The organism is Arthrobacter sp. 05L417 (assembly GCF_056397865.1).
This window is the reverse complement of the sequence record NZ_JBFTOG010000060.1, coordinates 1-22,119: the sequence shown is the minus strand read 5'-3', so window position 1 is coordinate 22,119 and position 22,119 is coordinate 1. Positions and strand designations below refer to the sequence as shown.

Here is a 22,119-nt window from a genome sequence, read left to right as displayed (position 1 = left end):
GGCTCGCGGAAGGAGAACACGTCGATGCCGGTGGAGACCTGGTCCGAGTACTCGCCCTTGAGCAGGGTCGGGATCCCGCAGGCGAACTCGATGACCTCCAGGCCGCGGCCGATCTCGCCCTTCGCGTCGGAGATGACCTTGCCGTGCTCGGCCGTGACCAGGGCCGCGAGTTCGTCCACGTGGGAGGCGACGAGCTCGCGGAACTTGAACAGGACCGCGGTGCGCTTGGCCAGGGAGAAATCGCCCCACTTCTCGGCCGCGGCCTTCGCCGCGGCGACGGTGGCGTCCAGGTCCGCCCGGTTCGCGAGCCGCAGCTGGGCGGACACGGCACCGGTGGCCGGGTTGTACACCGGCTGGCTGCGGTCACCCGCGCCGGCGGTTTCAACACCGTTGATGAAATGCTTGATCATGGTCATGGTGGATCCTTTTCAGAGTGTTCAAGTTGGGAAGGCCGTACCGGGTTCACGCCGGCAGACAGTGGTTCTTTGGTCCGGGTATTTTCAGAGGAGCTAAGAGTAGATTTCCTTGTAGATACCTTCGATCTGCTCAGTGTCCGGAACGAGGGGATTGTTGCTCGGGGAGCCGGAAGCGAGCGCCTGCTCCGCCATTAGAGGGATCTTTTCCTCCCAGGCTGCGCGGTCGATCCCAAAGGCTTCGGGTGTTGGAACGTTGAGGTCGCGGTTGAGAGCGTGCAACTCAGCCACCAAAGACTCGGCGGCATATTGATCCGAACTGCTCGAACTCACGATGCCAAGCGCCCTGGCGCAGTCTGCGTATCTTGGCGCCGCGGCCGACACCGAGAATTCCGTGACAGACGGAAACAACATTGCGTTGGCCAAACCGTGGGCAACATGGAAGTGGGCACCAATCGGTCGACTCATTCCATGAACGAGGGCCACGCTGGAGTTGGAAAATGCGATGCCTGCCTGTGTGGAAGCCAGCATCATGGCTTCCCTGGCCTTCGCGTTCGTTCCGTCCGCGTAGACGCGCCTCAAGTTTGGGCCGATAGCCCGAATGGCAGACAAAGCGAAGGCATCGGAAAAGGAGTTGGCTTTCCGACTGACGTAGGCCTCTATCGCATGGGTCAAGGCGTCGATGCCCGTATCCGCGGTCAGCCGGGGCGGCATCGACAGCGTGAGCTCGTAGTCGATAACTGCCGCCACTGGCAGGAACGAGATCCCTGCGCAGAGCATCTTCTCGTGGGTCTCAGAGTCGCTAATGATCGAGAACTGAGTAGCTTCCGAGCCGCTGCCTGCAGTTGTGGGAATAGCGACAACCCGAACAGAAGGCCCGTTGTTGTTCCGGGGCGCCTTGAAATCCCGCATTTGGCCGCCCTGGCGACTGAGCAGGCCGAGAGCCTTGGCGGTGTCAATCGCACTGCCACCACCAAGGCCGATGATGACGTCAGCATCGTGGTCCTGCACTGCTGCGACGCCCTCACTCAGGGAAGCGGTCGTGGGGTCGGGCACAACGCCTGAGAAGATCGCAGCCTCAAAACCGCTTTGCCGGATCGAGTGCATGATCGAATCAACGCTGCCTGTAGTCAGCATGAACGAATCCGTGACGATGAGTGGACGAGTTGCGCCCAGTTCCCTCAGCAGGGTGCCGACTTGACTTACGGCACCTCTTCCAACCTTCATGACTCGGGGAAGAGCGATGTTTGCGACCATGGAACACCTTCGTTTTCCGACCGCCCTCGCACCTGTGCGTCGAAGGCGGTTCCGTGTAAATATCCGTTTCAAGTTTCAGTGCGTTCATAGTCCGAATCAATGCCCAAATGTGCCACCGGCTGTGCATAATTGCACGATAAGCTAATGGGATGATTTCCGCGGATGATCTACGTTTCTTTCTTGAGGTTGCACGGACCGGGAAACTGGTAGCCGCCGCTCGAGGCCTCGGGGTGGACCACACCACCGTGGGACGGCGAATTTCCCACCTTGAGCGAGCGGCTGCTTCCCGGCTTTTCGTACGGTCGACCGGCGGCTGGACGCTCACGGACGCCGGTCAGCGGCTGGCTATACACGCCGAGGCAGTCGAGTCGTCGCTCTTGGCGGCGGCAGAAGAGCTGGGATCTGAGCCGGGCCGTTTGTCGGGAACGGTCCGCATCGCAACCCCGGATGGATTCGGAGCCTTCGTACTGAGTCCCGGGCTTGGAGGCCTAAGAAGCAAACATCCGGATCTTGCCATCGAGATCGTGACGGCGACCCGTTTGAACCTGCTTGCCACGAAGGAGTTCGACGTCGGGATTTCATTGGCCGAGCCCACTATTCGCGGTGTCTCGGCCACAGCCCTGGCAACCTACCCGCTTGGCCTGTATGCCGCACCACAGTACTTGGAATCCAATGCGACCATTGCAGTCGTGGATGACCTGCAAGACCATTCGGTCATCGGCTACGTCGATTCACTTCTGGATATTCCTGACTTGCGCTTCCTGGACACGGCGCTGCCTGGAGTCCGCCCCGCTATACAGACAAACAACATCACGGGGCAGTGGATGGCCACTGTTGCTGGCCTTGGAGTGGCAGTTCTTCCGTTGTTCATTGGCGAATCCGATCGACGCCTCGTGCGGATTCTTGCGGATACGGTTCACATCCGCAGGAAGTACTGGCTCGCGGTTCCGCGCGAACTCCAGCGTCTGGCGCGAACGAAGGCCGTCCAGAACGCGCTCTTCGACCTCGCGGCCTCCCACCCCTACCTGGAGCCGATACGGTAGGCCGGCCAATACGGCACCCACACCCAAGGAATCGAGTCCCGCTCTGCTTCGATCAGGTGCATGCCGCATCCCTTGAGCCACCCTCGTCGCCCCAGATTTCATATCCTTCTGATCTGTCGACCATTGTTCGGGTGGAGGGACCATCGGCAGCTAGCCAAAGGATGGAGCCGTCCGCCGTAACGTCTTCCACCAATCCAGTGCGTGGTGGAATGTTGCGATGGCGCACTTCCACGACCTGCCCCTTGGCAAGGCCCCAGTCATGTCGAAGTCGGAGATCGCTTCCAATGCCTGCGGCGCGTGCGACGCCGGCGAAGTAGTAATCATTCATAGGTTTCCAACGTTAGGAGCCAGGATGGCCTGGCTGGGTTCTTTTGCACGCCGTATCCGTCCTCGGGTGCGACGAGGGGTGGACGGAGGCCTTGCGCAAGCGAGCTCCTACCGATCATTCCGATCTGGCGCCTGAAAACCAGATATGGCGACCCGCATAGATGGTGCTGAATAGGCTGCCGCTTGGAAGCATCGTTGACGGAGTTCGTTGCGCAGGCTCTCCGATCTGGTTCCGGGCGCCGATACGTGACAACCTGGGCCTGGCAGTCTCAGTCCAGTGCAGAGGTGATGACTCATCACGACGGCGGCGCCATAGAATCTTCGTGCCCATGGGCCCCCTTTCCTTATCCCGCGCTCAGGGCGCTTCTTCTCCGCCTTTTGGTGCGGGTTCTCGAAGCACAAGAAGACTTCCCGCGAAGGCGGGAACATCGGAGTAGAAACTGTGTAGGTCGTCCACTGAATTGAGAGTCTCTCCAGTAAAGGCATCCGATACGTCGGCGCCGGGGGTCAGAAGTGTCGAGTTGACCGTTCCGGAAATGTCTTCGCCGGTGAAGTTCAGAACAGTGACCGCGATGGAGTCTGAGGGAAGCCGGTGAACCATGACGAGCATCCCTGGGTGCGAAACGTCAGGGACGTCGATGAGTTCGCCTTTTGCAAGCTGGAGCTCTTCGCGTTTAGCGAGGATGACGGACAGCTTTCGAGCAAAAGACGTCTCGTCCTTCAGCTGCTCAGGAAGCGTTGCATACAAGCTCCTCCCCTTGGGGAGACCGGATGACGACTCGGCAACACCGGGGTTGACCCCCATCAGGTCGTGCGCACCGCGGTTGATCCACCTGGTATCGCCCGTAGACACTAATTGAGCCACTTTGTCGACATCCACGGAAACAACCCCTAAGAGATCCCAGCCTGAGAGAGCAAAAACCCCAGGCTGCAACGCGTTGTACATCGATAAAAGCAAGTGCACGTCGCGGACCTGATCCACCTGCTCGGTGGTCATGGTTTCGAGGTCCCGTATGCCCAGTGCGGCCGTGATGACGCTCGCGGTGGTGCAAGCGATGCCGTTCGTGGTGAACAGCAGGTTGTACGGCGCGGCCTCTCCCGTGAGGCCGTCCCGGAGATCATTCTGGATCCGCTCAGCGACGCCGGCCCCGGTCAGGTTCTGGCCGAAGAGATTGAAGGTCTCATCCTTATGCCGGGTAGTGAAATGGACGAGTTCGTATGTCAGTTCGTCGTGGTTCTGCAGCCCATGGACCAAGGAGGCCTGATCGACGCCGGCCTCCATTGCCAACCGGAGTGTGAGGCGAAGGAACTCTGTATTTCCGGTAACAAGTGCATGGTGGTAGGCAGGTCTGGTCACGAAGTCGTAGGAGAGATCGGGTCCGTTTACGGAGGTTTCCTTTATGTCGTCGATGGTGAGGTTGAGCTCCTGGAACGTGAAGCCACCGACCTTTCGCACCATGCTCGCGATGAGCTGGTTCGCGGCCTGGGACAGGGGATGCCCCTCTGACCAACCGGGGAGTTCCTCCGCGCTCTTCTCGACGCCGAGAAATCCGTTCGCGTCCAGCCTTAAGGCGCCCGTTCCAAGATCCACCAGCGAGTGGAGCGCGTCGCCGATGACAAGTCGCATGCCTGCAAAAGTCGGGTCCAACCAGTTGATGGACGGCTGTCCGGCTTTGAAATAATGCAAGTAGACCCACCGGCGCATCGTGCCATCCGTGCCGGACACCGCCCGCGTGGCGCTCCAGTTCGTCTCTTTGACGTCGGGCTCATAAAAGATCACGCGCTGCAGTTGGCCAATAATATAGCCTGCCTCTTGAAGTGCCTTCTCGGCGTCGATGCTGATGTTGACCGAGTCCTTGCCTTCGGGGACATCCGGAAGCAGATGCCAGTCAGACTCCGGGATATGGATCATGTGGTAGATCCCGGGATAGTCTTTGTAATTCATTTCCGCCAGACGAAAGTCCGGGCCCTTGCCCGTATGCCCGGGAACGATGTCGTCAACGATCGTTGCGCCATGATCGGTGGCGGCCCTACACATTGCTCGGAATTCTTCTTCGGTCCCGAAAGACGGATCGATGGCCATGCTGATTCGATCGAAGTGTCCGTCCACGCTGGCCGTGTAGTCCCAGCCGGTGATTCCTCCGGCGCGCTTCACGGGTCCCGTATGCAGAGCATGTATGCCGATTTCCTGAAACGCATCCCAAAGGGTGGGTTGCGCCAGCGCCCCCAAGAACGATTGCCCTGGAGCTGTAATAAAGGACAAGGGATACGCGGTGAACCATACCGACGCCCTGTCCAGGGCTGAGCGGGGACTTGGATGTGCGAACGGTTTTTGCCACATGCTCGCCTGGCCGGACAGCTGCCTTGACATGGCATCGGCATCGCCGAGCATGGATTGGTTTCTCAGCCACTCAACATAGACGGCGTTCCGCCCGTCCGGGTCAAACGGCGGTCGCCCCTCATCCAGTGTTTGGCGACGGCGGGCCTTGGGACGGAGCTGACGGGGGCGGGCAGGATAGAACTGCTCGTCGTAGGTAATCTCAGACAAGGCTGCCGTCACGGCCTGGTCGTCGCTCGGTTCTTCCGCTGATTCACGGTTCATGGATTCCGGAGTGTTCATTTGCAGGTAACCTCGTCCCTTCCAGACTTTGCTGTGGCCGTTAGCCTAGGCGAAGGTGTCCGCACTAGACCATGGTTCGGTCCCACGCTGTGGAGCTTGCGCCGGGGATCCGCGCCCTCGCCATTGGTGGACATTGATGAGTCGCTTCCGCGACCCGGTCGGTGGAGCGCCTGCGGTTCGCGCTCCACCCTAGGTATCGCTAGGAAGCCCAGGCCGGCCGTTCTCCTGCAAGGCGAGAGGCCCTGATGTCGCCGGAGCGCGCATGGCCTTCGAAGTTCTCCGCCCGGGCCGCCCTACCGAGTAGTTCGCCAAGTTCGGCACTGGCGGCAACCGAGGTTATCTCCTGGTAGGTTACGGTCTTGATGTATTTCCCTACCCAGAGTCCGCCGGTGTATCGGGCGGCATGGCGGGTCGGAAGAACGTGGTTGGTGCCGATGACCTTGTCGCCGAAGGAAACACAGGTATTTTCCCCCAGGAACAGCGCTCCATAGTTGATCATGCTGTCCAGTGCTTCGCGGGGGTTGGCCGTCAGGATCTGGACATGCTCGCTGGCAAACTCGTCAGCGACGGCGTATGCCTCTTTGAGGTCGTCGACCAGAATCACCTGGCCGTGATCGCGCCAAGCCACTTCTGCGACTGCGCGGGTCGACAAGCCAGCCAGTTGACGGTCGATTTCCTCGAGCACCTGCTGTCCGACCTCTTTCGAGGTCGTCACAAGAATCGCAGGAGAGTCCGGACCGTGTTCGGCCTGGCTGAGCAAGTCAACAGCGATCAGGAAAGGATCGGCCGTTTCGTCGGCGACGATGAGAACCTCGGTGGGTCCTGCGAAGAGATCGATGCCAACTTCACCGAACAACTGCCGCTTGGCCTCAGCGACGTATGCATTGCCGGGGCCGGCAAGGAAGTCCACGGGCCCAATTGTCTCGGTGCCCACGGCCAGGGCTGCGACTGCCTGGACTCCGCCGAGCAAGTAGATTTCGTCTGCTCCAGCCAAGTGCATGGCCGCAATCGAGGCGTCGGGGATTACTCCGCCAGCCGCTGGCGTAGCGGCGGCCACCCTGCGGACGCCGGCAACCTTTGCAGTCACGATGGTCATATGGGCTGAGGCCAGAAGCGGGTAACGACCACCGGGAACGTAGGCACCTACGGCGTCGATCGGGATGTTCTTCTGGCCGAGAATGATGCCGGGTTCGACCTCGGCTTCGAACTCTGTCAGCGACTTGAGCTGCAGCCGGGCGAACCTTTCGACGTTGCGCTGGACAGTCTTGATGTCTTCAACCGTCTGCTCCGGGAGCCGGTCGATAGCCGCATCAATCTCTTCCTGGGAGAGGAGAAACGATGTGGGAGACCACTTGTCAAACTTCTCGGAGTAGGACCGAACGGCTTCGTCGCCGCGTTCGCGAATGTCCGAGATGACGGTTTCGACCGTTTGCCTCACGCCCGAAGACGAGGTGGGGTCCGAGATGGTGACGTCAGCATTCTTGAGGGAAGTGCGCAATGGTTTTCTCTTTCGTTGCTGGAGCCAGAGCGCAAGTAGTGCGTGTGCTCCTCGTTACTTGGAAACCACTCAAGCATAGTATTAAGCTTTGATAAACAGCAGAGTGGGAAGCATTTCCTTATCCTTCGAGATCCAACCGTAGCATCTTGCTAAAGTAAATGCTAGCCTTTCTCCATAATTCAGAAGGTTTACTTATGAATGCACAGCGCGTCCGCACCAGGCCTGGATGTTCAGTCCTGAACTCGTGACGCCCCAGTAACAGCCAGTCTCGGAGTTAGGTGATGGATCAGGAACAGCGAACGCGCGTAGAGACAGACCTGTTGGGTGTCCGTGAGGTCCCGGCTGAGGCCTATTGGGGAATCCACACGCTCAGGGCAATGGAGAACTTCCGGCTGGGCGGGGAAACGGTGGGTAGCGCGCCCGGCCTCGTCAGCGCAATCGCAGCGGTCAAGGAATCGGCGGCAAGAGCCAATATGGAACTCGGATTGCTGGACCCGAACTTAGGCGCCGCCATCGTTGCCGCTTGCCAGGACTTGCGATCGGGAAAGTTCGACGACCAGTTTCCGATTCCTTTGATCCAGGGAGGCGCTGGAACCTCAACAAACATGAACGCCAATGAGGTCATCGCCAATCGCGCGCTGGACCACCTCAATGAACCAAGAGGCTCGTACGGTCTCGTCAGTCCCAACGAACACGTCAATATGGGCCAGTCGACGAACGACGTCTATCCAACCGCCTTGAAACTTGCCACTATCCACGGCTGCCATGCCCTCGTCGGCGCACTCGAAAAGTTTCAGACCGCGTGTGAACGAAAGGCGCGGGAGTTTGACCACATTCTGAAGATGGGGCGAACCCAATTGCAGGACGCGGTACCCATGACATTGGGCCAGGAATTCAGAAGCTATGCCGTCACCATCAGGGAGGACGTGGCGCGGCTGACTGAGGCCGTGGTGCATCTGCACGAAATCAACCTCGGGGCGACGGCGATCGGTACCGGATTGAACGCGCATCCCCGCTACGCGTCGATAGTTAGAGAGAAGCTTGAGGCAGTCACGGGATTGCCCGTGACAATCAGCCCCGACCTGGTAGAAGCCACTCAGGACTGCGGCGTCTTCGTTCTGGTTTCCGCCGCAGTGAAAAGGGCAGCCGTCAAGTTGTCCAAGATCAGCAACGACCTTCGCCTCCTGTCTTCCGGACCTCGCGCCGGGTTCGGCGAGATCAACCTTCCTGCCCGACAAGCCGGTTCCAGCATCATGCCCGGGAAAGTGAACCCGGTCATCCCTGAACTGGTGAACCAGGTCGCATTTGAGATCATGGGCGCCGACGTAACAATATCCCTCGCTGCGGAAGCAGGACCGCTGCAACTGAACGCCTTCGAGCCGATCATAGCCTCGAGCCTGTTTCGAAGCATTAACCACCTCCGGATAGCGGCAAACACGCTCGCGGACGCTTGCATCGACGGAATCACTGCCAACGAACAAACACTCCACGACCATGTCGCTCGGAGTGTCGGCGTCGTTACGGCTCTGAGCCCCTATTTGGGGTACCACATGTCCGGCGAGATTGCCGCGGAAGCACTGCGCACCGGCAAGGCCGTTGTTGATCTTGTGTTGGACAGGGCACTCCTCGACCCGGAGCTCCTGGGCCGGCTGCTTCACCCACAGGCAATCGCCGGCGGTGGCATCTTCCCGGGAGAGCAGTAGAGCATCATCTACCCGTGAGCTATAGGATTGACTTATGACCTTGGCCCAACTTGAAGCATTTGTGGCAGCAGCCAGCGGACAGACTTTCACGGCTGCCGCTGCCGAATTGGGCATGAGCCAGCCGGCAGTGTCGGACCTCATCCGCCGGCTGGAAACAGAGTTTGGCGTGCCACTGTTCAACCGCAGTGGCCGGGCTCTCGTACTCACGGCGGCCGGTGAGCAGCTGTTGCCCTACGCGGAGCAGACCATTTTCTCCGCCAAGCAGGGCACCGAAGCAGTAAACGCCCTACTTTCCCTGGGCGATGGTACCGCAACGTTCGGGCTCCTGCGAAATGCAGAGTTCTACATCCGTCAGGATCTGGCCAAGCGCTTTCGCGAGAAACACCCGAATGTGCGTATCCGCCTCGTGGGTCAGAATAGCGCCGAAACAGTCAGCGATGTCGTTTCGGGACATCTTGAAGCGGGCCTGGTCACTTTGCCGATTGATGACGATCGCCTCGACGTACTTCCCCTGGCCCGGGATGAGGTGGTCTACGTCAGTGCCGTTCCGGAGCGGGTCCAGACACCCCCGGATATCGCCGCGATCTGCAGCGCTCCCCTGATCCTCTACGACGCTCACTACGCTCAGACAGATCCCGCCCGAAAGCAACTCTCTTCCCGGGCTCGACTGCGTGGTTTGTCCCTTAATGCTGGCATTGAAGTCGAGTATCTGTCAGCTGCGCTGTCGCTGGCTGCGGACGGATTCGGCGACACGATAGCCTGCAGGGCTTCGCTTGAGTCCGAGGTCTTCCCGCGTGGGCTTCAGGCTGTCTCCTTGGCTGAGCCAATGTTTGACACTCTGGCCCTCATCAAGAGACGCGGGCAGCTTCTCTCTCCGCCGACCAAGGAGATGGCCCGTTTGGCACATTCAGCGCTTATTGACCACCAGACCTCCGACCATGGCACGGCCGAAATACTCGATGGCGCGCGCGACATTGAAGCGTTTCTGACCGAAAGTCACTGACGACAAAAGTCCTTCGAGTCCAGGTCCATACTTCTCCGCCGCCGATATCGTCACTTTCAGAAATAGGAGTGGCCGGCATCTACTCGATGCCGGCCACTCCTATTGAGACAAGCCAAGTCCTGCAGGAACATAGGGTGGTCCTGGTACGCCCAGCCGACCTCCGCGAGAAATGCGGGGAACCCTTACTGGCCCGCCAATGATCCCGCGACACCTCCGACGCTGAAGAACTTGTTCAGTGTCGCGAAGATGATCGTGGGTGGGAGCAGCATGATGACGGCAACCGCCATAACGGATCCCCAGTCGGTCGAGTGCTGCTGAAAGAAGGTCTGGACGCCGATCGGGAGCGTGAAGGTTCCTGCTGAGCGTAGGAAGATCGATGCGACAAGGTAGTCGTTCCAGGCCATCAGGAAGGTGAAGATGGCTGTCGAGAGGACACCTGGCAGCGAGTTCCGGAGCACGATGTGAAGGAATCCTTTGAACACCGATGCTCCATCGATCCATGCAGCCTCTTCGAGGCTCCCGGGGATCCCGTCCATATAGGAGGCCATCATCCACGTCGCGACGGACATGGAACTTGCGACATACAGAATGGTGATCCCGACGAGATTGTCAGCCAGCCCGATGTGGGAGAAGAGGATGAACAACGGAATCACGGACGTGATCACAGGCAGGGCCTGTACGACGAAGAGCAGGAGGGAATAGCCTCCGACGAGCCGGCCCCTCCCTCGCGATAGAACATAGCCGGCCGGTGCCGCGACTGCTACCGACACCACGACAGTCGCCAATGCAACCTGGAGACTGTTGACCAGCCAGGCGACCGTGCCGCTGCTGCTCAGCACGTTGGCGAAGTTTTCCAGGGTTAGGGAGCCCGTCCCATTGTTCGCCCGGAGGGAGAGGCCAACGGTTCCCGCAATGGGGATGAGGGCGAATGCTGCTAGTGCGACAAGGATCGCAAAGCGCAGCCATTGCCCGCGACTTCCTGCTTCGATGGACCGCCGTGGTGTTGCGATCTTGGTTCTGAGTGTTGCAGTGGTCATTGTGAGGTCGACTTTCGGATCTGTCGGAAGAGCAGCACGGCCACAATGGCCAATGCAAGGGTCATGAGGAAGGCGATGGCAACGCCCGGGCCTGTCTGGAAGTTCTGGAATACGGTCTTGTAGGCCAGGACAACCAGGGTGTTCGTCGCGCCGACCGGGCCACCATGGGTGAGGAGATACACGGTCGGGAAGTCGTTGACGCAGAAGATCGCCATCAAGACCCAGGAGATGTACGTGGGCTTCGCGATGATAGGCAGTGTCATGTAACGGAACTGTTGCCAGGCGCCGGCGCCGTCGATCTTGGCGGCCTCGTAAATACTTTCATCTACGGAGCTCAGAGCCGCGCTCATCATGAGCATCATGAACGGAAAGTTGACCCAGATCTCGAACAGACAGACCGTGATCTGGGCGCCAAGCGGATCGGAGAGGAAGATGGCGTCCCCGAAGCCCAGCGCGTGGAAGATCGTCGGGACAGGGCTGGAACTCGTTCCTATGAGCCAGTTCCAGGACATGGCCGAGACGACAATCGGCACAACCCACGGAAGCAGGAGAATTGTCTTGAGGAGCCCTTTGGCTGGAATCCGGGTACGGAGCAGGAGTGCGATTGCGATCCCGATGATCCAGCTTCCGAAGACGCCTGCGACCGCGAAGACAGCGGTAAATCCCGCTGCTCGCCAGAAGGCAGGATCGGCCAGGACTTTTGCGAAGTTGTCAACCCCGACAAACTCCCCTGGTGAGATCAGGCTCCCGTTATGCAGGGCCTGAAAGGCAGCGTAGGCGATCGGGTACGCGTTCGTGAGGATGAGTATGACGACTGACGGCAAGATCAGGAAGAGCTTGGTTGCAGGCGCGCGGCCGGGACTGCTCCTTCGGCGGCGGTTCAGCGGTTCGTGGGTCGGCGTCCTCACCGTCAAAGGTAGTTCAGTGCGGCGAACGGAGGTGCTCATGGTGTGTGACGGCTTTCGCTATTGCTTCGCTAGGAGATGGCGGCCTTGATGTCGCTCTCAAGCTTGGTCAGGATGGTCTTGGACGGGGTTTTTCCGGCGAGGACGGTCTGGCAGAAGTCCGTCATGGCCTGGCCGCCGTCAATGGTTGCGAGCTTGGCGGTAAGGGCGCTCGATTGAGCCGCGGTCGTCTTGCAAATCGGCTGCCATTTCTCGACGACGGCCGTGTTCTGTGCGTTTGCTTTGAATTCTGGGATCTCGGTGATGGACTTCAGGGCGGGCAGTCCCTGCATGACGCCTTTCTGCCAGAGGGTCTTCATGTTCTTGATGTAGTACGAGGTGAAGGCTTCAGACCCGGCCTGGGATGGTGTGTTCTTGTACATCATGATGTTGTTCACGTAGTACAGTCCCCCGACCTCGCCGCGGTGGGACTTGAGGGGGTCCGTAACGAGGACGTCCTTCTCGTCGCCGACGACGTTGTTGAATGCCGGGCTTTGGAACCCGAGGGCTACCTTTTTATTCGTCCAGAGAGTGGTGAGATCGTCGTCCTTCATGCTCACGGAGCCTGGATCGACGAGACCTTGCTTGACCAGCTCGGTGAGGAAATCAACTGCCTCCGCATTGCGGTCATTGACGATGTCGAGGTCGCCATTGGAGTTGAAGAGGCCACCGCCGTTGTTGATCATCAGGCTCAGCACTGCCATGGGTCCGTAGTTACCGCTGCCGCCGCTGATGCCGAAACCGACATAACCTTTGGCAGAAGCCTTCTTTGCCACGTCCAGCACGTCATCCCAGGACTGCGGCGGCGTTGCTCCGATCTGGTCCAGGATCGACTTGCGGTACCACAAGACTTGGACGTCGAGGTTCCACGGGATTCCGACGTAACCGTCGGAGGTCTTCATGGCATCAAGTGTGTGTGGGAGAAAGTCGTCGTAGGTGCCGTCCTTCTTAAAGGAATCGATGAGGTTGTCGGCGTAGGCGATGGCACCCTGCTTCGCGAACTGGAAGGCCTGGAATCCACCGCCCGTTGAGACGGCAGGGCCTGTGTTGGAAGCGATTGCGGAGGAAAACGTCTGGTTGAATCCATCCCAGTTGACCTGCTGATAGGACGCTCCAGGCAACCCATCGCCAGGCTTGTAGGCCTGGGTTAGACCTTGGGCCGCGCCCAAGTAGTCCTGATTGCCCCACGGCATATCCCAGAACTTGATAGTGCCACCGCCACCCGCCGAAGCGTTTCCGGCACCGCCGGCGGCGCACGCGCTGATGGAAGCGGTGAGGCTAACAGCCCCCGTGAGGGCGAGGAAACCGCGACGAGACATGGCGGTGGGGGGAAGTATATTCTTCATGGCTTCTTCCTTTTTGCTGGTTGAGGGGGGCGGGATTGGTCATCTTTGTCCTTGGTTTTCCCGCCTCGCGTGGACATCTGGGTCCGGCTTCGACGACCGCCGGATGCGCGGATCCGGCGGCCGGATCAGGGACCGATCTCTGTTAGGTGCGCACTTTTGAGATCAGCTCGCTGAGGTAGCTGTAGCTCTTTACCGCTGCATCGAGCGAACCGCACTCGACTGAGAGGACCACATCGTGGTCAGCATCCGCGAGGGTGCGGACGATCCGTTCCCAGTCAATGACCCCTTCCCCGCAGGCGCAGCCAAGCATCCCGCGGACCTTGCCGCGGTATCTCTTGGCATCCTCGACTGAGATGTCTTTGGCGTGCATGTGCGTGACGTTTGACACGATGTCTTCCAGCCAAGCATGGGGATCATTTTCACTCAGGTAGCTGTTCCCGGTATCCAGATTGATCGTTAGGACTGGCGAGTCGATCAGCTTCATCAGGCGGTCCAACCCGGCCGGTGTGGCCGTGTAAGGACCATGGGTTTCGATCGCAATTGCGATCCCGCGAGGTTCGGCGACGAGGGCTGCCTCCTGCAGGGTGTACTTCATCAATGTGAAGTTCTCCTCCTCTGTGGTCCACGTCGGCAAGGGCCCGTCGTCGACCATGATCATCGGCGCCCCGCACTCCGCTGCGTACCGGATGGACTGTTTGAGGTAGTCCACGGCGATGTCGGGTTTGGCCAGGGGGGCATGACTTGAGAGCGATGAAATCTGAAGGCCCCGGCTCTCAGCTGCTTGCTTGAGTTTGAGCGGGTCGTCCAGCATCGAGCGGCTGTGGAAATAGCCGGCCTCGCTGAGCAACTCCCGGCCCCAGTGGACCATCGGTTCGACATAGCGGTAGCCAATTTCTGCTGCACGGTCCATCGCCCAGTCAAATGAGCCGTTTTCGTATCGTGCAAATTCGAGGTTGAGTCCGAGCTTGATGTCACCCATGATGTTTCTCCTGGTTAGAACCCGCGCTGAGCGACGTATTCATCACGGGTGTCACCGTGGTAAGCCGGAACGGTGATGTCCCACCAACCGGTCGGATGCATCTCAGTCCACGGCAGCTCGGTGGCGCTCATGGCCTCAATGACGACCGGCCCGTCGGTGGCGAAGGCACGTTCTATCGCCGGCGCGAGCTTTGCGGGGTCTTCGATCCGCTCGGCGGTGCAGCCCAGGGAACGTGCGAACTCGGCAATGTTGGCAAAGTAGGGCTTCCCGTCAGGAGTGCTCCAATTCGTGACCAAGCGGCGCTCAGCGCCGAACAGGCTGATCTGAAGATCCTTGATGGCTTCCCAGCCACCGTTGTTCAGAACGACGACGACCAACGGTGTGCCGAGCATCACCGCGGTGGACAGCTCGGTGCCTGTCTGGAGGAAGCTGCCGTCCCCGACCATCGCCAGGACCGGTGTCCCGGGAACTGCGATTTGCGCGCCGATGGCAGCCGGGAGGCCGAAGCCGATTCCTGACATGCCGCCGGCCACGATGTTCGTCTTAGGCCCGTAGATGGGGAATTCATTGAATGCCTGGTTGGCCGGATTGCTGGAGTCGGTAACCAGAATGCCGTCCCGGGGCAGTGCCTTGCGGATTTCGACCATTGCCCGTGAATTGGTCATGGGGAGGTAGTCGGTTTCACGCATCGGCCGCAGGTGTTCTTCCCACTTGGCCTTGAGGTCCTGGAGCTCGGCGAAGTACTCGGTGCCGTGGTAGTCGTGTCCGTCGCCCAGTCCATCTCGGATGGCGGCCAGGGAAGTCTTGGCGTCGCCAACGATTCCGACCTCAACCGGGTAGTTCCGGCCGATTTCGAATCCGTCAATGTCAATCTGGACGAGCTTGGTGATGGACGGAATGTTAAAGGTGACGCCTTCCTTGTAGGAGGACGTGATGCGGTCACTGAAACGGCAACCGACGGCGAGAATTACATCGGCCGTGCGGGTGACACCGTTTCCCGGGATGGAGCCCATGTCGCCGCATGGCCAAGCGTAAAGTTCGTGATCCGCAGGGAAGGAGCCTTTGCCCATGAATGAGTGGGTGACCGGAGCGCCGAGTCGTTCAGCGATGGCACGAAGTTCCTCGCTTGCCGCGGCAGCAATGACACCGCCACCGGCGAGGATGACGGGCCGTTTGGCAGACTTGAGGAGTGCCACGGCGGCGGCGATTGCCGTGGCGTCACCGGTTGCGCGGGTCTGGGCGCGGCGGGAACCTGGTATGCGCTTGTAGTCGCCGTATTCGGCCTGCAGGTCCTGCGGGACGTCCACCAGCACGGGACCGCGCCGCCCTTCGTACATCGTGTTGAAGGCTTGGTCCATGACCATCGGGATCTGCTCAAGGCGGCTGGGCTGCCACCAACGCTTGACGACCGGCTCGGCCATGCGCGGGAAATTGTTCCCGTGCGGCCTGTCGATTTCCTGAAGGACTCCGCGGTTTTCCATGTAGGTGTGGACGGCGCCGGTGATCAGGATGAAGGGCTGCGAGTCCGCGAAGGCGGTGACCAGGCCGGTCAAGGTGTTCGTTGCCCCGGGTCCGATCGAGGTGCAGACTGCGGCGATCTTGCCAGAAGCGCGGTAGTACCCGTCAGCCATGTGGGCGGCGCCTTGTTCGTGCATGGCGGGGATCACTTCGATCTCGTCTGCACGGTCAACGAAGGCGTCCAAAAGTGCCGTGTTGCCGTGTCCGGGGACGGCGAAGACACGCTCGACGCCTTCTCGGATGAGGCAGTCGACAATCATCTGTCCACCGGTCAGCTGCTGATCAGTCATTTGTTCTTACTTCCTGTAAATACGGGGGTTAGCGGTAGGAATTCGGGGTCGCGCGTCTCGGAGTGGCGCAGGGCTGCGCCGGGCACGATATGTTCCGCGACACGGAAGGCATTTGCGGCAATGGTCAATGCCGGGTTCATCACTGGAAGCGAGGGAAAGAAGGACGAGTCGACGACGAAGAGGTTCTTGACATCATGGGTCCGGCAGTTGGGGTCGAGCACGGACGACCGCGGGTCATCGCCGGCCCGGATCGTTCCGGCCTGGTGGGAGTTCACTGCAATACCAGTGGTTTCACTGAAGGTCAGTGGATAGCCCATCTTATGGAGAATGAGTTTCATCTCCTTGACGAGGTGTTGGTGTGCCCGAACGTTGTTGGGCTTCCAACTGATCTGGATGCCTTCGTCGTTCCTTAGGGTCACCCTGTTTTCCGGATCCGGAAGATCTTCTGTGAAGAGCCACCAATCCATGCTGTGGCCGGCCGCAATTTCAAGGGCCCATTTTGGAATGAGCGGCTTCTGACCGACCAGCATGGCGCCCTGGAGCTTGCCGATCAATTGGACGTGACCGAGCGGGTACGGAAAATCCGCGTTGCCCTTCAGGTAATAGTCATTGAAGTAGAGCGTCTTTTGGAACTCAACTTTGTTCCTCCTGGGGTGCAAGGCGATCATGATGCTGTTGTTGTGCACCATGTAGTTCCTGCCGACCATTCCCGAAGAGTTGGCGAGGCCGGTGGAGTGTTTGTCCGTGGCGGACCGGAGCAACAGCGCCGCGGAGTTGACGGCGCCGCAAGAAACGACGACCTTTCCGGCCTCGACGACGACGGTCTTTCCGTTGTGGACGATCTGTACGCCCGTAGCGGTCTGGCCGGATTCGTCGGTGAGCACCTTCTCGGCATACGCCTCGGTCAGCAGTTCCACGTTGCCCGTTTGAAGAGCCGGTCGTACACACGCGACGTCGGCATCCATTTTGGCGAGGACGCGACATGGGAAACCGTCGCAAGTGCGGCAGCGGATGCAGGCCCCGCCCTGGCGCCAGTCGATTCCCAACGGGATACTGGACGGAGTCAGTCCCTGTTTGCTCAGCCCATCCGCAACTGCCTGCACCTCAGGTTCGTGCCCGATCGCAGGGTAAGGAAAGGGCTCGTCGCGTGGCAACGTGGGGTCATCGTGTTGGTCTCCATGGACCTTGTACACCCTCTCTGCCCGGGAGTAGTAGGGTGCGAGGTCGTCATACGTGAACGGCCAAGCCGGTGAAGTACCGTCCTCGTGTTCGCTCGCGACAAAATCCTCGCGTCGAAACCTCACCAAGGATGACCCGTAAAATTTCGTGTTGCCACCGACGTAGTAGTACGTGCCAGGGCTGAAAGCTTCTCCCGCGTCGGAGTACCACTTTTCAGCATTTTTATACCGGCCGTGCTCAAACACGGCGTCCGGGTCCCAGTTCTGCTTCTCCTGCGGAACGAACCCTCCGCGCTCGATGAGCAATACGCTGACACCAGCGTCCTTCAATGCGTAGGCCAGCGTACCGCCGCCCATGCCGCTTCCGACGATTACGACGTCGTAGCTGGACTTTGCAGGGCCATCGATCTGCAAAGAAGTCTCAACAGTCATTTTGGAATTTACCTCTCGGTTCTGGCCATTGCTAGGCCGGGTGCGTGAGTCTGGACCTGCCAGCGGACTACGAAGTTATGGAGTAGGTCACCACTGAGAGTCACATCACCTATAAGTAAGAGTACACGGATTGTGGATTTACTCAAGCATGAAGTTTGGTTAGAGTCTCCCGGTAGGCGATTTTCTGCAAGTTGGGACGCTCCTCACGTGGCCTTGCTCACATTCTGTTCCATTAGTGTACGATCGTACGCATTAGAAATCTAGTGCACGATCGTACACATAGGAAACAATGTACGAGCGTACACATTGGGAGCGTGCAGAGTTGATGGATATACAGGATCCGCCGGACCGTTTTCCCGCTGATGTAGAGCGGTCCGCCCGTTCGGATGCCACCTTCCGAATCCGACGTTTTGATCCGGATCGTCGGAATCGGATTATTGACGCAGTGCTCGCGGTCATTGCCGACAGCGGTGTCGCCGGCACTAGTTTCCGGAAGATCGCTACCCGGGCTGATGTTCCCCTGGGCTCAATGACCTACCACTTCAGCGGCATGCACGAGCTCTTGGAAACAGGGTTCGAGCGCTTTGTAAGCCAGTCCCTCGCCCGGCTCGAGGACCGGCTACAACCAGCACGAGATCATCATGACGCAGGCAAAGTCATCTTGGCCATGATTCAAGAAGATGCCACCGCTGATCCCCCACGATACATGGCCCTGTCTCGCGAATTTCAGGCTTTGGTCATTCGTGAGCCTGCCTTGCGCAACATCGCGAATAAGTGGGTAGAAGGTAGCGCCAAAATCCTGAAACGGTACTTCGACCCAATAACGGCGGAGATTCTGGAGATTCTCATGGACGGCCTGACTCTTCGTAGGGGCGTTGCCCCAAATGACGGAGAACCGCTTGCAGCCGACCCGGTAGCAAGAGTCATCGCTGGCTCGTGGTCCTTGGACCCATCGCGTAATCCCTAGGTGCGCGGTGGCCGCAGCTTGGCTTGCCTTTCAACGCCGCGTCGCCGACTAGCCGCCAGAAGTGCGCAATCGACGGGCAGGCATGGACACTGCCGGATGAAGCTCGTCGGAAAAGGTGATCGAAGCGTCAACCGGCGAAGGCGCTACCGGATGCAACGGCGCTTCCCTGAGTAGCTTGTCGACGGCGTTCGACACCAACTCGCGGTCGTCGTCGCGCGGTTCAAAGGCTCGATGGATTGAAAGTCCTTCGACGAGCGCGTCCAGTTGTCGAGCCACATCCGGGTCGAAGTACCTTTCAAAGGCACGGCGGCTGCGCATCATCCAATCGTGAGTGAGGTGCCGGAACTTCGCTTGACGGGCCGCCAGCGTGTAGAGCTCCAACGTGAGAACGAGAGCGTCCCGATCGCCATAGGTATCCTGCATGATCATCTCGACGACGGCCTCCTTGACCGCATCAATCGTCGAAGCCTCGTTCATTCGCCGCTCGAAGCGGTCGCTGATACGGGTGGCAAAACGCGTGAAAGCTTCGTGCAGAAGTTCGTCCATTCCCGCGAAATGATAGGTCATGGACCCCAACGGGACATCTGCAAGGGCAGCCACTTTCCGATGTGAAGTGCCAGCCACGCCCTCGGCAGCAATCAGGTCCAATGTCGCTTCAATGATTCGGTCACGCCGATCCGGATCAACCCGCCGTTTAGCCATTTTCCTTAGCTTTCAATGGACTTGATGACTTTAGCCGGTATCCCCACGGCTACGACATTGGGAGGCAGGTCGCGGCTGACGACTGCCCCGGCACCCACGACGGTGTTTTTGCCGATCGTTACGCCGGGAAGGACGATGACTCCCCCGCCGAGCCACACGTTGTCTTCGATGACAATCGGCTTAGCCGATTCCAGCTTGTCCCTTCGGGGTTGGGCCGCCACGGGGTGGGTCGGCGTCAGTAGTTGGACGTTCGGGCCGATTTGGCAATGGCTTCCAATTGAAATCGTGGCCACGTCAAGAGCAGTGAGGTTGAAGTTAATAAACGTGCCCTCACCGATGCTGATGTTGGATCCGTAGTCGACGAATATTGGTGGCCTTATATGGGCACCTTCGGCCAGGCATCCGATGAGCTCATGTATGAGCGGCTGAGCCGCATCAATGTCCTCAGCGTAGGCAGATGCATATGCCCCGGCCAGGCGGATAGCGCGCTGCTGTCGGGCGAGGATCTGTGGATCATCGGAGATGTAGAGATCGCCCGCGAGCATCCGTTCGTGGTTGCTCCGGGGGTCGTCTCGGAAATACTCGGCCGCCATGTGTACAACTGTACTAAAGAATGGCCACTCGGCGTGGCGGACGAGCTCGCGCGATGAGAAGCATGCCCTGGACTGGGACTACCGCAATGCCTCCGGCCCCCATCAGGTTCTGTTCGCCTCGAACATCTGGCTGAGCGCCTCGCGAGATGCAAACAGGTGGCCCCGGAGCCCGGCTTGCTGGGCAGCTCGGATATTTTCCTCTCTGTCGTCGATAAAGAGGGCTCGGTGGGGTTCAATCCCGAGCTCGCGGACACACCATGCGAAAGTTTCCCGTTCAGGCTTCGCATATCCGATCTGATAAGACAGTCCTCGGACTTCGAACAGGTCGAGCCACCGGTGCCTTCGCAGAAAGTATTCCCCGATCTCCCGCGGAATGTTGGAGAGCAACGCGAGACGTCGGGTCCTGGACAGGTCCTCCAACAGGGCGATCATCTGATCATCGACGACGGACCAGCTGGCGATGTCGTGGTCTATGAGTTGCCCAATCCGGTTCGGATCGAAACTCGCAGCCAATTGGCCAGAAACGGCGGTCCAGTACTGGGTGCCGGTGACCTCTCCGCGATCATACGGCGGACGTTGGTTCCAGTACGCCGCCCAAAAGTCTTCCTCCGGGACCCCTCCGGTGGCCAATAGTGCGTCCCTACCTTCTTGACTTTGATCTTTGGCGATCACACCGAAGAGATCGAAGATCAGTACATCGCTTGAATCCTGTACGGCCATAGCCTTTGCTTGCCTTTCAACTGGGAATCGATGGTTCGGTTGAGCAGGAGACATCTGATGCGGGCGGTTCACCCAAGAATGCGCTCACGTGACGGCCTGCAAGGCAGCGGGCTGAATGCCCCGGCAAGGGCACATCAATCAGGCGCCTTGCTCGCCAAATACATACTTTGTTTCAAAGAGTAGACCGTACGAGTTTCAAATGAAAGTCAGCTATGATCGTTCACTCCTCACTTTGACTCGGCGTCCAAGCCTCGGACGGTTCGCGCGCACTCCTGACAGCAGGGTTTGTGGACGATCGTACGCATCCAGAGGATTCATCGAGTAGCATCCATCTTTTGCTTGCCAACTATCAAAAGTTTCCCTTAGTCTTGAGTTGATCTTCATAAGTAAGTCTTTTGTACTTTCGGGGCCGTCCGTCTTCCAACGTCCCGTCAGAAGACCAGGCGTCAGCAGCATGGCCTACGCCCCTCCAAATCAAAGGAATCCGTCGCAATGAACTTTTCTGTCCAGCTTTACAACGTGCGCAGCGCTGTCGAAGACGACCTTCCCGGCACCATCCGGCGCCTTGCGCAGATCGGCTATGACCAGATTGAGCCCTATGACTTTGTTGCCCGCGCTGATGAGCTCGCCCGTGCCTTCGCCGACAACGGCATTTCTGCTCCAACGGGGCATGCGCCGCTGTTGAGCCAGGACCAGGATGAGATCTTCGCCGCCGCAAAAATGCTCGGCATAACCACCGTGATCGATCCGTACCTGCCTGCCGAGCACTGGCGGAACGCCGAGGACATCCAGGCAACGGCTGCCAAGCTCAACGAGGCGGCGAAGAAGGGTGCCGAATACGGCATCCGCGTCGGCTACCACAACCACCAATGGGAACTTGAGTCCATCATCGAGGGCCAGACGGCGCTGGAGTACTTCGAAGGCCTCCTTGACCCGGAACTGGTCCTGGAAGTCGACACCTACTGGGCAGCTGTTGGAGGCCAGGATCCCGTGGAATTGCTGAAACGGCTGGGCAGCAGGGTTGTGGCCATTCATATCAAGGACGGTCCCGTGAATATGGACCTCCTTGCCCAATTGCCCGCGGGACAGGGACAAATGGACATCTGGGGAGCCATCAATGCGGTCCCTGGTTTGGAGGTTGGCGTTGTGGAGTTCGATGATTACGCCGGAGACATCTTTGAAGCGATGGAAGCCTCATTGCGGTACCTCGAAGCTGGCGTGAACGCATGAGCGCGGCAACGCACCAGTCCACCCCGTCCGCCCGCCGGGGACCCGTTGGCGTCGCCGTCATCGGCGCGGGCAACATCAGCAAGGCCTACCTGGACAACCTGACGGTCTTCCCGGACCTGAAGGTCCACGTCATCGCGGACTTGTTCGAGGAAGCCGCGGAGGCACGGGCCAAGGAATACGGCATCCCCGAGTTCGGTTCGCCGGAGCTGGCGCTGAACCATCCCGACGTCGAGATCATCGTGAACCTGACCATCCCGGCAGCCCATGTCGAGGTGGCCACGGCTGCCGTGAACGCGGGCAAGCACGTCTGGACCGAGAA

At 59.4% G+C, this 22,119-nt stretch carries 20 protein-coding genes; 6 read left to right on the top strand and 14 right to left on the bottom strand.

What is annotated here, in order from left to right; translation table 11 throughout:
* Together AC1DJW_RS25600 and AC1DJW_RS25595 are read right to left on the bottom strand one after the other, a co-directional pair.
* On the bottom strand, positions 1-416 hold a 416-nt coding region (locus AC1DJW_RS25600; RefSeq protein WP_476902853.1), incomplete at its 3' end, for an aldehyde dehydrogenase family protein.
* A gap of 93 nt (positions 417-509) precedes the next feature.
* Positions 510-1,670, bottom strand: a complete 1,161-nt coding sequence (locus AC1DJW_RS25595) for an iron-containing alcohol dehydrogenase (protein ID WP_284756009.1) — start codon at positions 1,668-1,670, stop codon at positions 510-512.
* A 149-nt stretch (positions 1,671-1,819) separates the two neighbouring features.
* On the opposite strand from AC1DJW_RS25595, the gene AC1DJW_RS25590 reads away from it, so the two are divergent.
* A complete protein-coding gene (locus AC1DJW_RS25590; RefSeq protein ID WP_284756010.1) occupies positions 1,820-2,713 on the top strand; it encodes a LysR family transcriptional regulator in 894 nt (297 codons plus the stop codon).
* Positions 2,714-2,765: 52 nt separating this feature from the next.
* Here AC1DJW_RS25590 and AC1DJW_RS25585 read toward each other — a convergent pair whose 3' ends face one another.
* The 3 genes from AC1DJW_RS25585 to hisD all read right to left on the bottom strand — a co-directional run bounded on the left by AC1DJW_RS25585 (position 2,766) and on the right by hisD (position 7,158).
* Positions 2,766-3,041 carry a hypothetical protein gene (locus tag AC1DJW_RS25585; protein ID WP_476902852.1) on the bottom strand — a complete coding sequence of 92 codons (276 nt, stop codon included), beginning with the start codon at positions 3,039-3,041 and terminating at the stop codon, positions 2,766-2,768.
* Between the two features lie 354 nt (positions 3,042-3,395).
* On the bottom strand, positions 3,396-5,660 hold the full coding sequence (treS, locus tag AC1DJW_RS25580) for a maltose alpha-D-glucosyltransferase (RefSeq protein ID WP_390280227.1): 2,265 nt from the start codon (positions 5,658-5,660) through the stop codon (positions 3,396-3,398).
* 199 nt (positions 5,661-5,859) lie between these two features.
* A complete protein-coding gene (hisD, locus tag AC1DJW_RS25575; RefSeq protein WP_459343044.1) occupies positions 5,860-7,158 on the bottom strand; it encodes a histidinol dehydrogenase in 1,299 nt (432 codons plus the stop codon).
* Positions 7,159-7,439: 281 nt separating this feature from the next.
* Here hisD and AC1DJW_RS25570 point away from each other — a divergent pair, with 281 nt between their 5' ends.
* Positions 7,440-8,861 (top strand): aspartate ammonia-lyase, encoded by a 1,422-nt coding sequence (locus AC1DJW_RS25570; RefSeq protein WP_476902851.1) that lies wholly within the window; start codon positions 7,440-7,442, stop codon positions 8,859-8,861.
* 34 nt (positions 8,862-8,895) lie between these two features.
* Positions 8,896-9,864 (top strand): LysR family transcriptional regulator, encoded by a 969-nt coding sequence (locus AC1DJW_RS25565; RefSeq protein WP_476902850.1) that lies wholly within the window; start codon positions 8,896-8,898, stop codon positions 9,862-9,864.
* A 182-nt stretch (positions 9,865-10,046) separates the two neighbouring features.
* On the opposite strand, the gene AC1DJW_RS25560 is transcribed toward AC1DJW_RS25565, so the two are convergent.
* The 6 genes from AC1DJW_RS25560 to AC1DJW_RS25535 all read right to left on the bottom strand — a co-directional run bounded on the left by AC1DJW_RS25560 (position 10,047) and on the right by AC1DJW_RS25535 (position 17,588).
* Positions 10,047-10,901, bottom strand: a complete 855-nt coding sequence (locus tag AC1DJW_RS25560; RefSeq protein WP_284756015.1) for a carbohydrate ABC transporter permease — start codon at positions 10,899-10,901, stop codon at positions 10,047-10,049.
* Positions 10,898-11,848 (bottom strand): carbohydrate ABC transporter permease, encoded by a 951-nt coding sequence (locus AC1DJW_RS25555; protein ID WP_390280234.1) that lies wholly within the window; start codon positions 11,846-11,848, stop codon positions 10,898-10,900. Before AC1DJW_RS25555 ends, AC1DJW_RS25560 begins: the two co-directional genes overlap by 4 nt.
* Positions 11,849-11,877: 29 nt before the next feature.
* Complete coding sequence (locus AC1DJW_RS25550; protein ID WP_284756018.1) at positions 11,878-13,191, bottom strand: ABC transporter substrate-binding protein; 1,314 nt, start codon at positions 13,189-13,191, stop codon at positions 11,878-11,880.
* Positions 13,192-13,333: 142 nt separating this feature from the next.
* Complete coding sequence (locus tag AC1DJW_RS25545) at positions 13,334-14,170, bottom strand: sugar phosphate isomerase/epimerase family protein (protein ID WP_284756019.1); 837 nt, start codon at positions 14,168-14,170, stop codon at positions 13,334-13,336.
* A gap of 14 nt (positions 14,171-14,184) precedes the next feature.
* The gene (locus AC1DJW_RS25540) at positions 14,185-15,978 is read right to left on the bottom strand and encodes a thiamine pyrophosphate-binding protein (RefSeq protein ID WP_390280238.1); all 1,794 of its coding nucleotides are present in this window, start codon (positions 15,976-15,978) and stop codon (positions 14,185-14,187) included.
* Entirely contained in the window at positions 15,975-17,588 is a 1,614-nt protein-coding gene (locus tag AC1DJW_RS25535; protein WP_476902849.1) for a GMC family oxidoreductase, read from the bottom strand. Before AC1DJW_RS25535 ends, AC1DJW_RS25540 begins: the two co-directional genes overlap by 4 nt.
* Before the next feature lie 289 nt (positions 17,589-17,877).
* Here AC1DJW_RS25535 and AC1DJW_RS25530 point away from each other — a divergent pair, with 289 nt between their 5' ends.
* The gene (locus tag AC1DJW_RS25530; RefSeq protein WP_476902848.1) at positions 17,878-18,555 is read left to right on the top strand and encodes a TetR/AcrR family transcriptional regulator; all 678 of its coding nucleotides are present in this window, start codon (positions 17,878-17,880) and stop codon (positions 18,553-18,555) included.
* 48 nt (positions 18,556-18,603) lie between these two features.
* On the opposite strand, the gene AC1DJW_RS25525 is transcribed toward AC1DJW_RS25530, so the two are convergent.
* From AC1DJW_RS25525 to AC1DJW_RS25515, 3 genes are all read right to left on the bottom strand, one after another.
* Positions 18,604-19,257 (bottom strand): TetR/AcrR family transcriptional regulator, encoded by a 654-nt coding sequence (locus tag AC1DJW_RS25525; RefSeq protein WP_284756025.1) that lies wholly within the window; start codon positions 19,255-19,257, stop codon positions 18,604-18,606.
* A 5-nt stretch (positions 19,258-19,262) separates the two neighbouring features.
* Positions 19,263-19,850 carry a sugar O-acetyltransferase gene (locus tag AC1DJW_RS25520; RefSeq protein WP_284756026.1) on the bottom strand — a complete coding sequence of 196 codons (588 nt, stop codon included), beginning with the start codon at positions 19,848-19,850 and terminating at the stop codon, positions 19,263-19,265.
* Positions 19,851-19,952: 102 nt separating this feature from the next.
* On the bottom strand, positions 19,953-20,570 hold the full coding sequence (locus AC1DJW_RS25515; RefSeq protein WP_284756027.1) for an HAD family hydrolase: 618 nt from the start codon (positions 20,568-20,570) through the stop codon (positions 19,953-19,955).
* A gap of 492 nt (positions 20,571-21,062) precedes the next feature.
* Here AC1DJW_RS25515 and AC1DJW_RS25510 point away from each other — a divergent pair, with 492 nt between their 5' ends.
* Positions 21,063-21,800: a sugar phosphate isomerase/epimerase family protein gene (locus tag AC1DJW_RS25510; protein WP_476902847.1), complete on the top strand. Its 738-nt coding sequence runs from the start codon at positions 21,063-21,065 to the stop codon at positions 21,798-21,800.
* The coding region (locus AC1DJW_RS25505; protein ID WP_476902846.1) for a Gfo/Idh/MocA family protein at positions 21,797-22,119 on the top strand (323 nt) is incomplete at its 3' end. The genes AC1DJW_RS25510 and AC1DJW_RS25505, both read left to right, overlap by 4 nt.

Bases quoted from the DNA above. Each gene is read 5' to 3' on its own strand.
- AC1DJW_RS25595 (WP_284756009.1), bottom strand. From the start codon at position 1,670: ATGGTCGCAAACATCGCTCTTCCCCGAGTCATGAAGGTTGGAAGAGGT.
- AC1DJW_RS25590 (WP_284756010.1), top strand. From the start codon at position 1,820: ATGATTTCCGCGGATGATCTACGTTTCTTTCTTGAGGTTGCACGGACC.
- AC1DJW_RS25585 (WP_476902852.1), bottom strand. From the start codon at position 3,041: ATGAATGATTACTACTTCGCCGGCGTCGCACGCGCCGCAGGCATTGGA.
- treS (WP_390280227.1), bottom strand. From the start codon at position 5,660: ATGAACACTCCGGAATCCATGAACCGTGAATCAGCGGAAGAACCGAGC.
- AC1DJW_RS25570 (WP_476902851.1), top strand. From the start codon at position 7,440: ATGGATCAGGAACAGCGAACGCGCGTAGAGACAGACCTGTTGGGTGTC.
- AC1DJW_RS25565 (WP_476902850.1), top strand. From the start codon at position 8,896: ATGACCTTGGCCCAACTTGAAGCATTTGTGGCAGCAGCCAGCGGACAG.
- AC1DJW_RS25560 (WP_284756015.1), bottom strand. From the start codon at position 10,901: ATGACCACTGCAACACTCAGAACCAAGATCGCAACACCACGGCGGTCC.
- AC1DJW_RS25555 (WP_390280234.1), bottom strand. From the start codon at position 11,848: ATGAGCACCTCCGTTCGCCGCACTGAACTACCTTTGACGGTGAGGACG.
- AC1DJW_RS25550 (WP_284756018.1), bottom strand. From the start codon at position 13,191: ATGAAGAATATACTTCCCCCCACCGCCATGTCTCGTCGCGGTTTCCTC.
- AC1DJW_RS25545 (WP_284756019.1), bottom strand. From the start codon at position 14,170: ATGGGTGACATCAAGCTCGGACTCAACCTCGAATTTGCACGATACGAA.
- AC1DJW_RS25540 (WP_390280238.1), bottom strand. From the start codon at position 15,978: ATGACTGATCAGCAGCTGACCGGTGGACAGATGATTGTCGACTGCCTC.
- AC1DJW_RS25535 (WP_476902849.1), bottom strand. From the start codon at position 17,588: ATGACTGTTGAGACTTCTTTGCAGATCGATGGCCCTGCAAAGTCCAGC.
- AC1DJW_RS25530 (WP_476902848.1), top strand. From the start codon at position 17,878: ATGTACGAGCGTACACATTGGGAGCGTGCAGAGTTGATGGATATACAG.
- AC1DJW_RS25525 (WP_284756025.1), bottom strand. From the start codon at position 19,257: ATGGCTAAACGGCGGGTTGATCCGGATCGGCGTGACCGAATCATTGAA.
- AC1DJW_RS25520 (WP_284756026.1), bottom strand. From the start codon at position 19,850: ATGGCGGCCGAGTATTTCCGAGACGACCCCCGGAGCAACCACGAACGG.
- AC1DJW_RS25515 (WP_284756027.1), bottom strand. From the start codon at position 20,570: ATGGCCGTACAGGATTCAAGCGATGTACTGATCTTCGATCTCTTCGGT.
- AC1DJW_RS25510 (WP_476902847.1), top strand. From the start codon at position 21,063: ATGAACTTTTCTGTCCAGCTTTACAACGTGCGCAGCGCTGTCGAAGAC.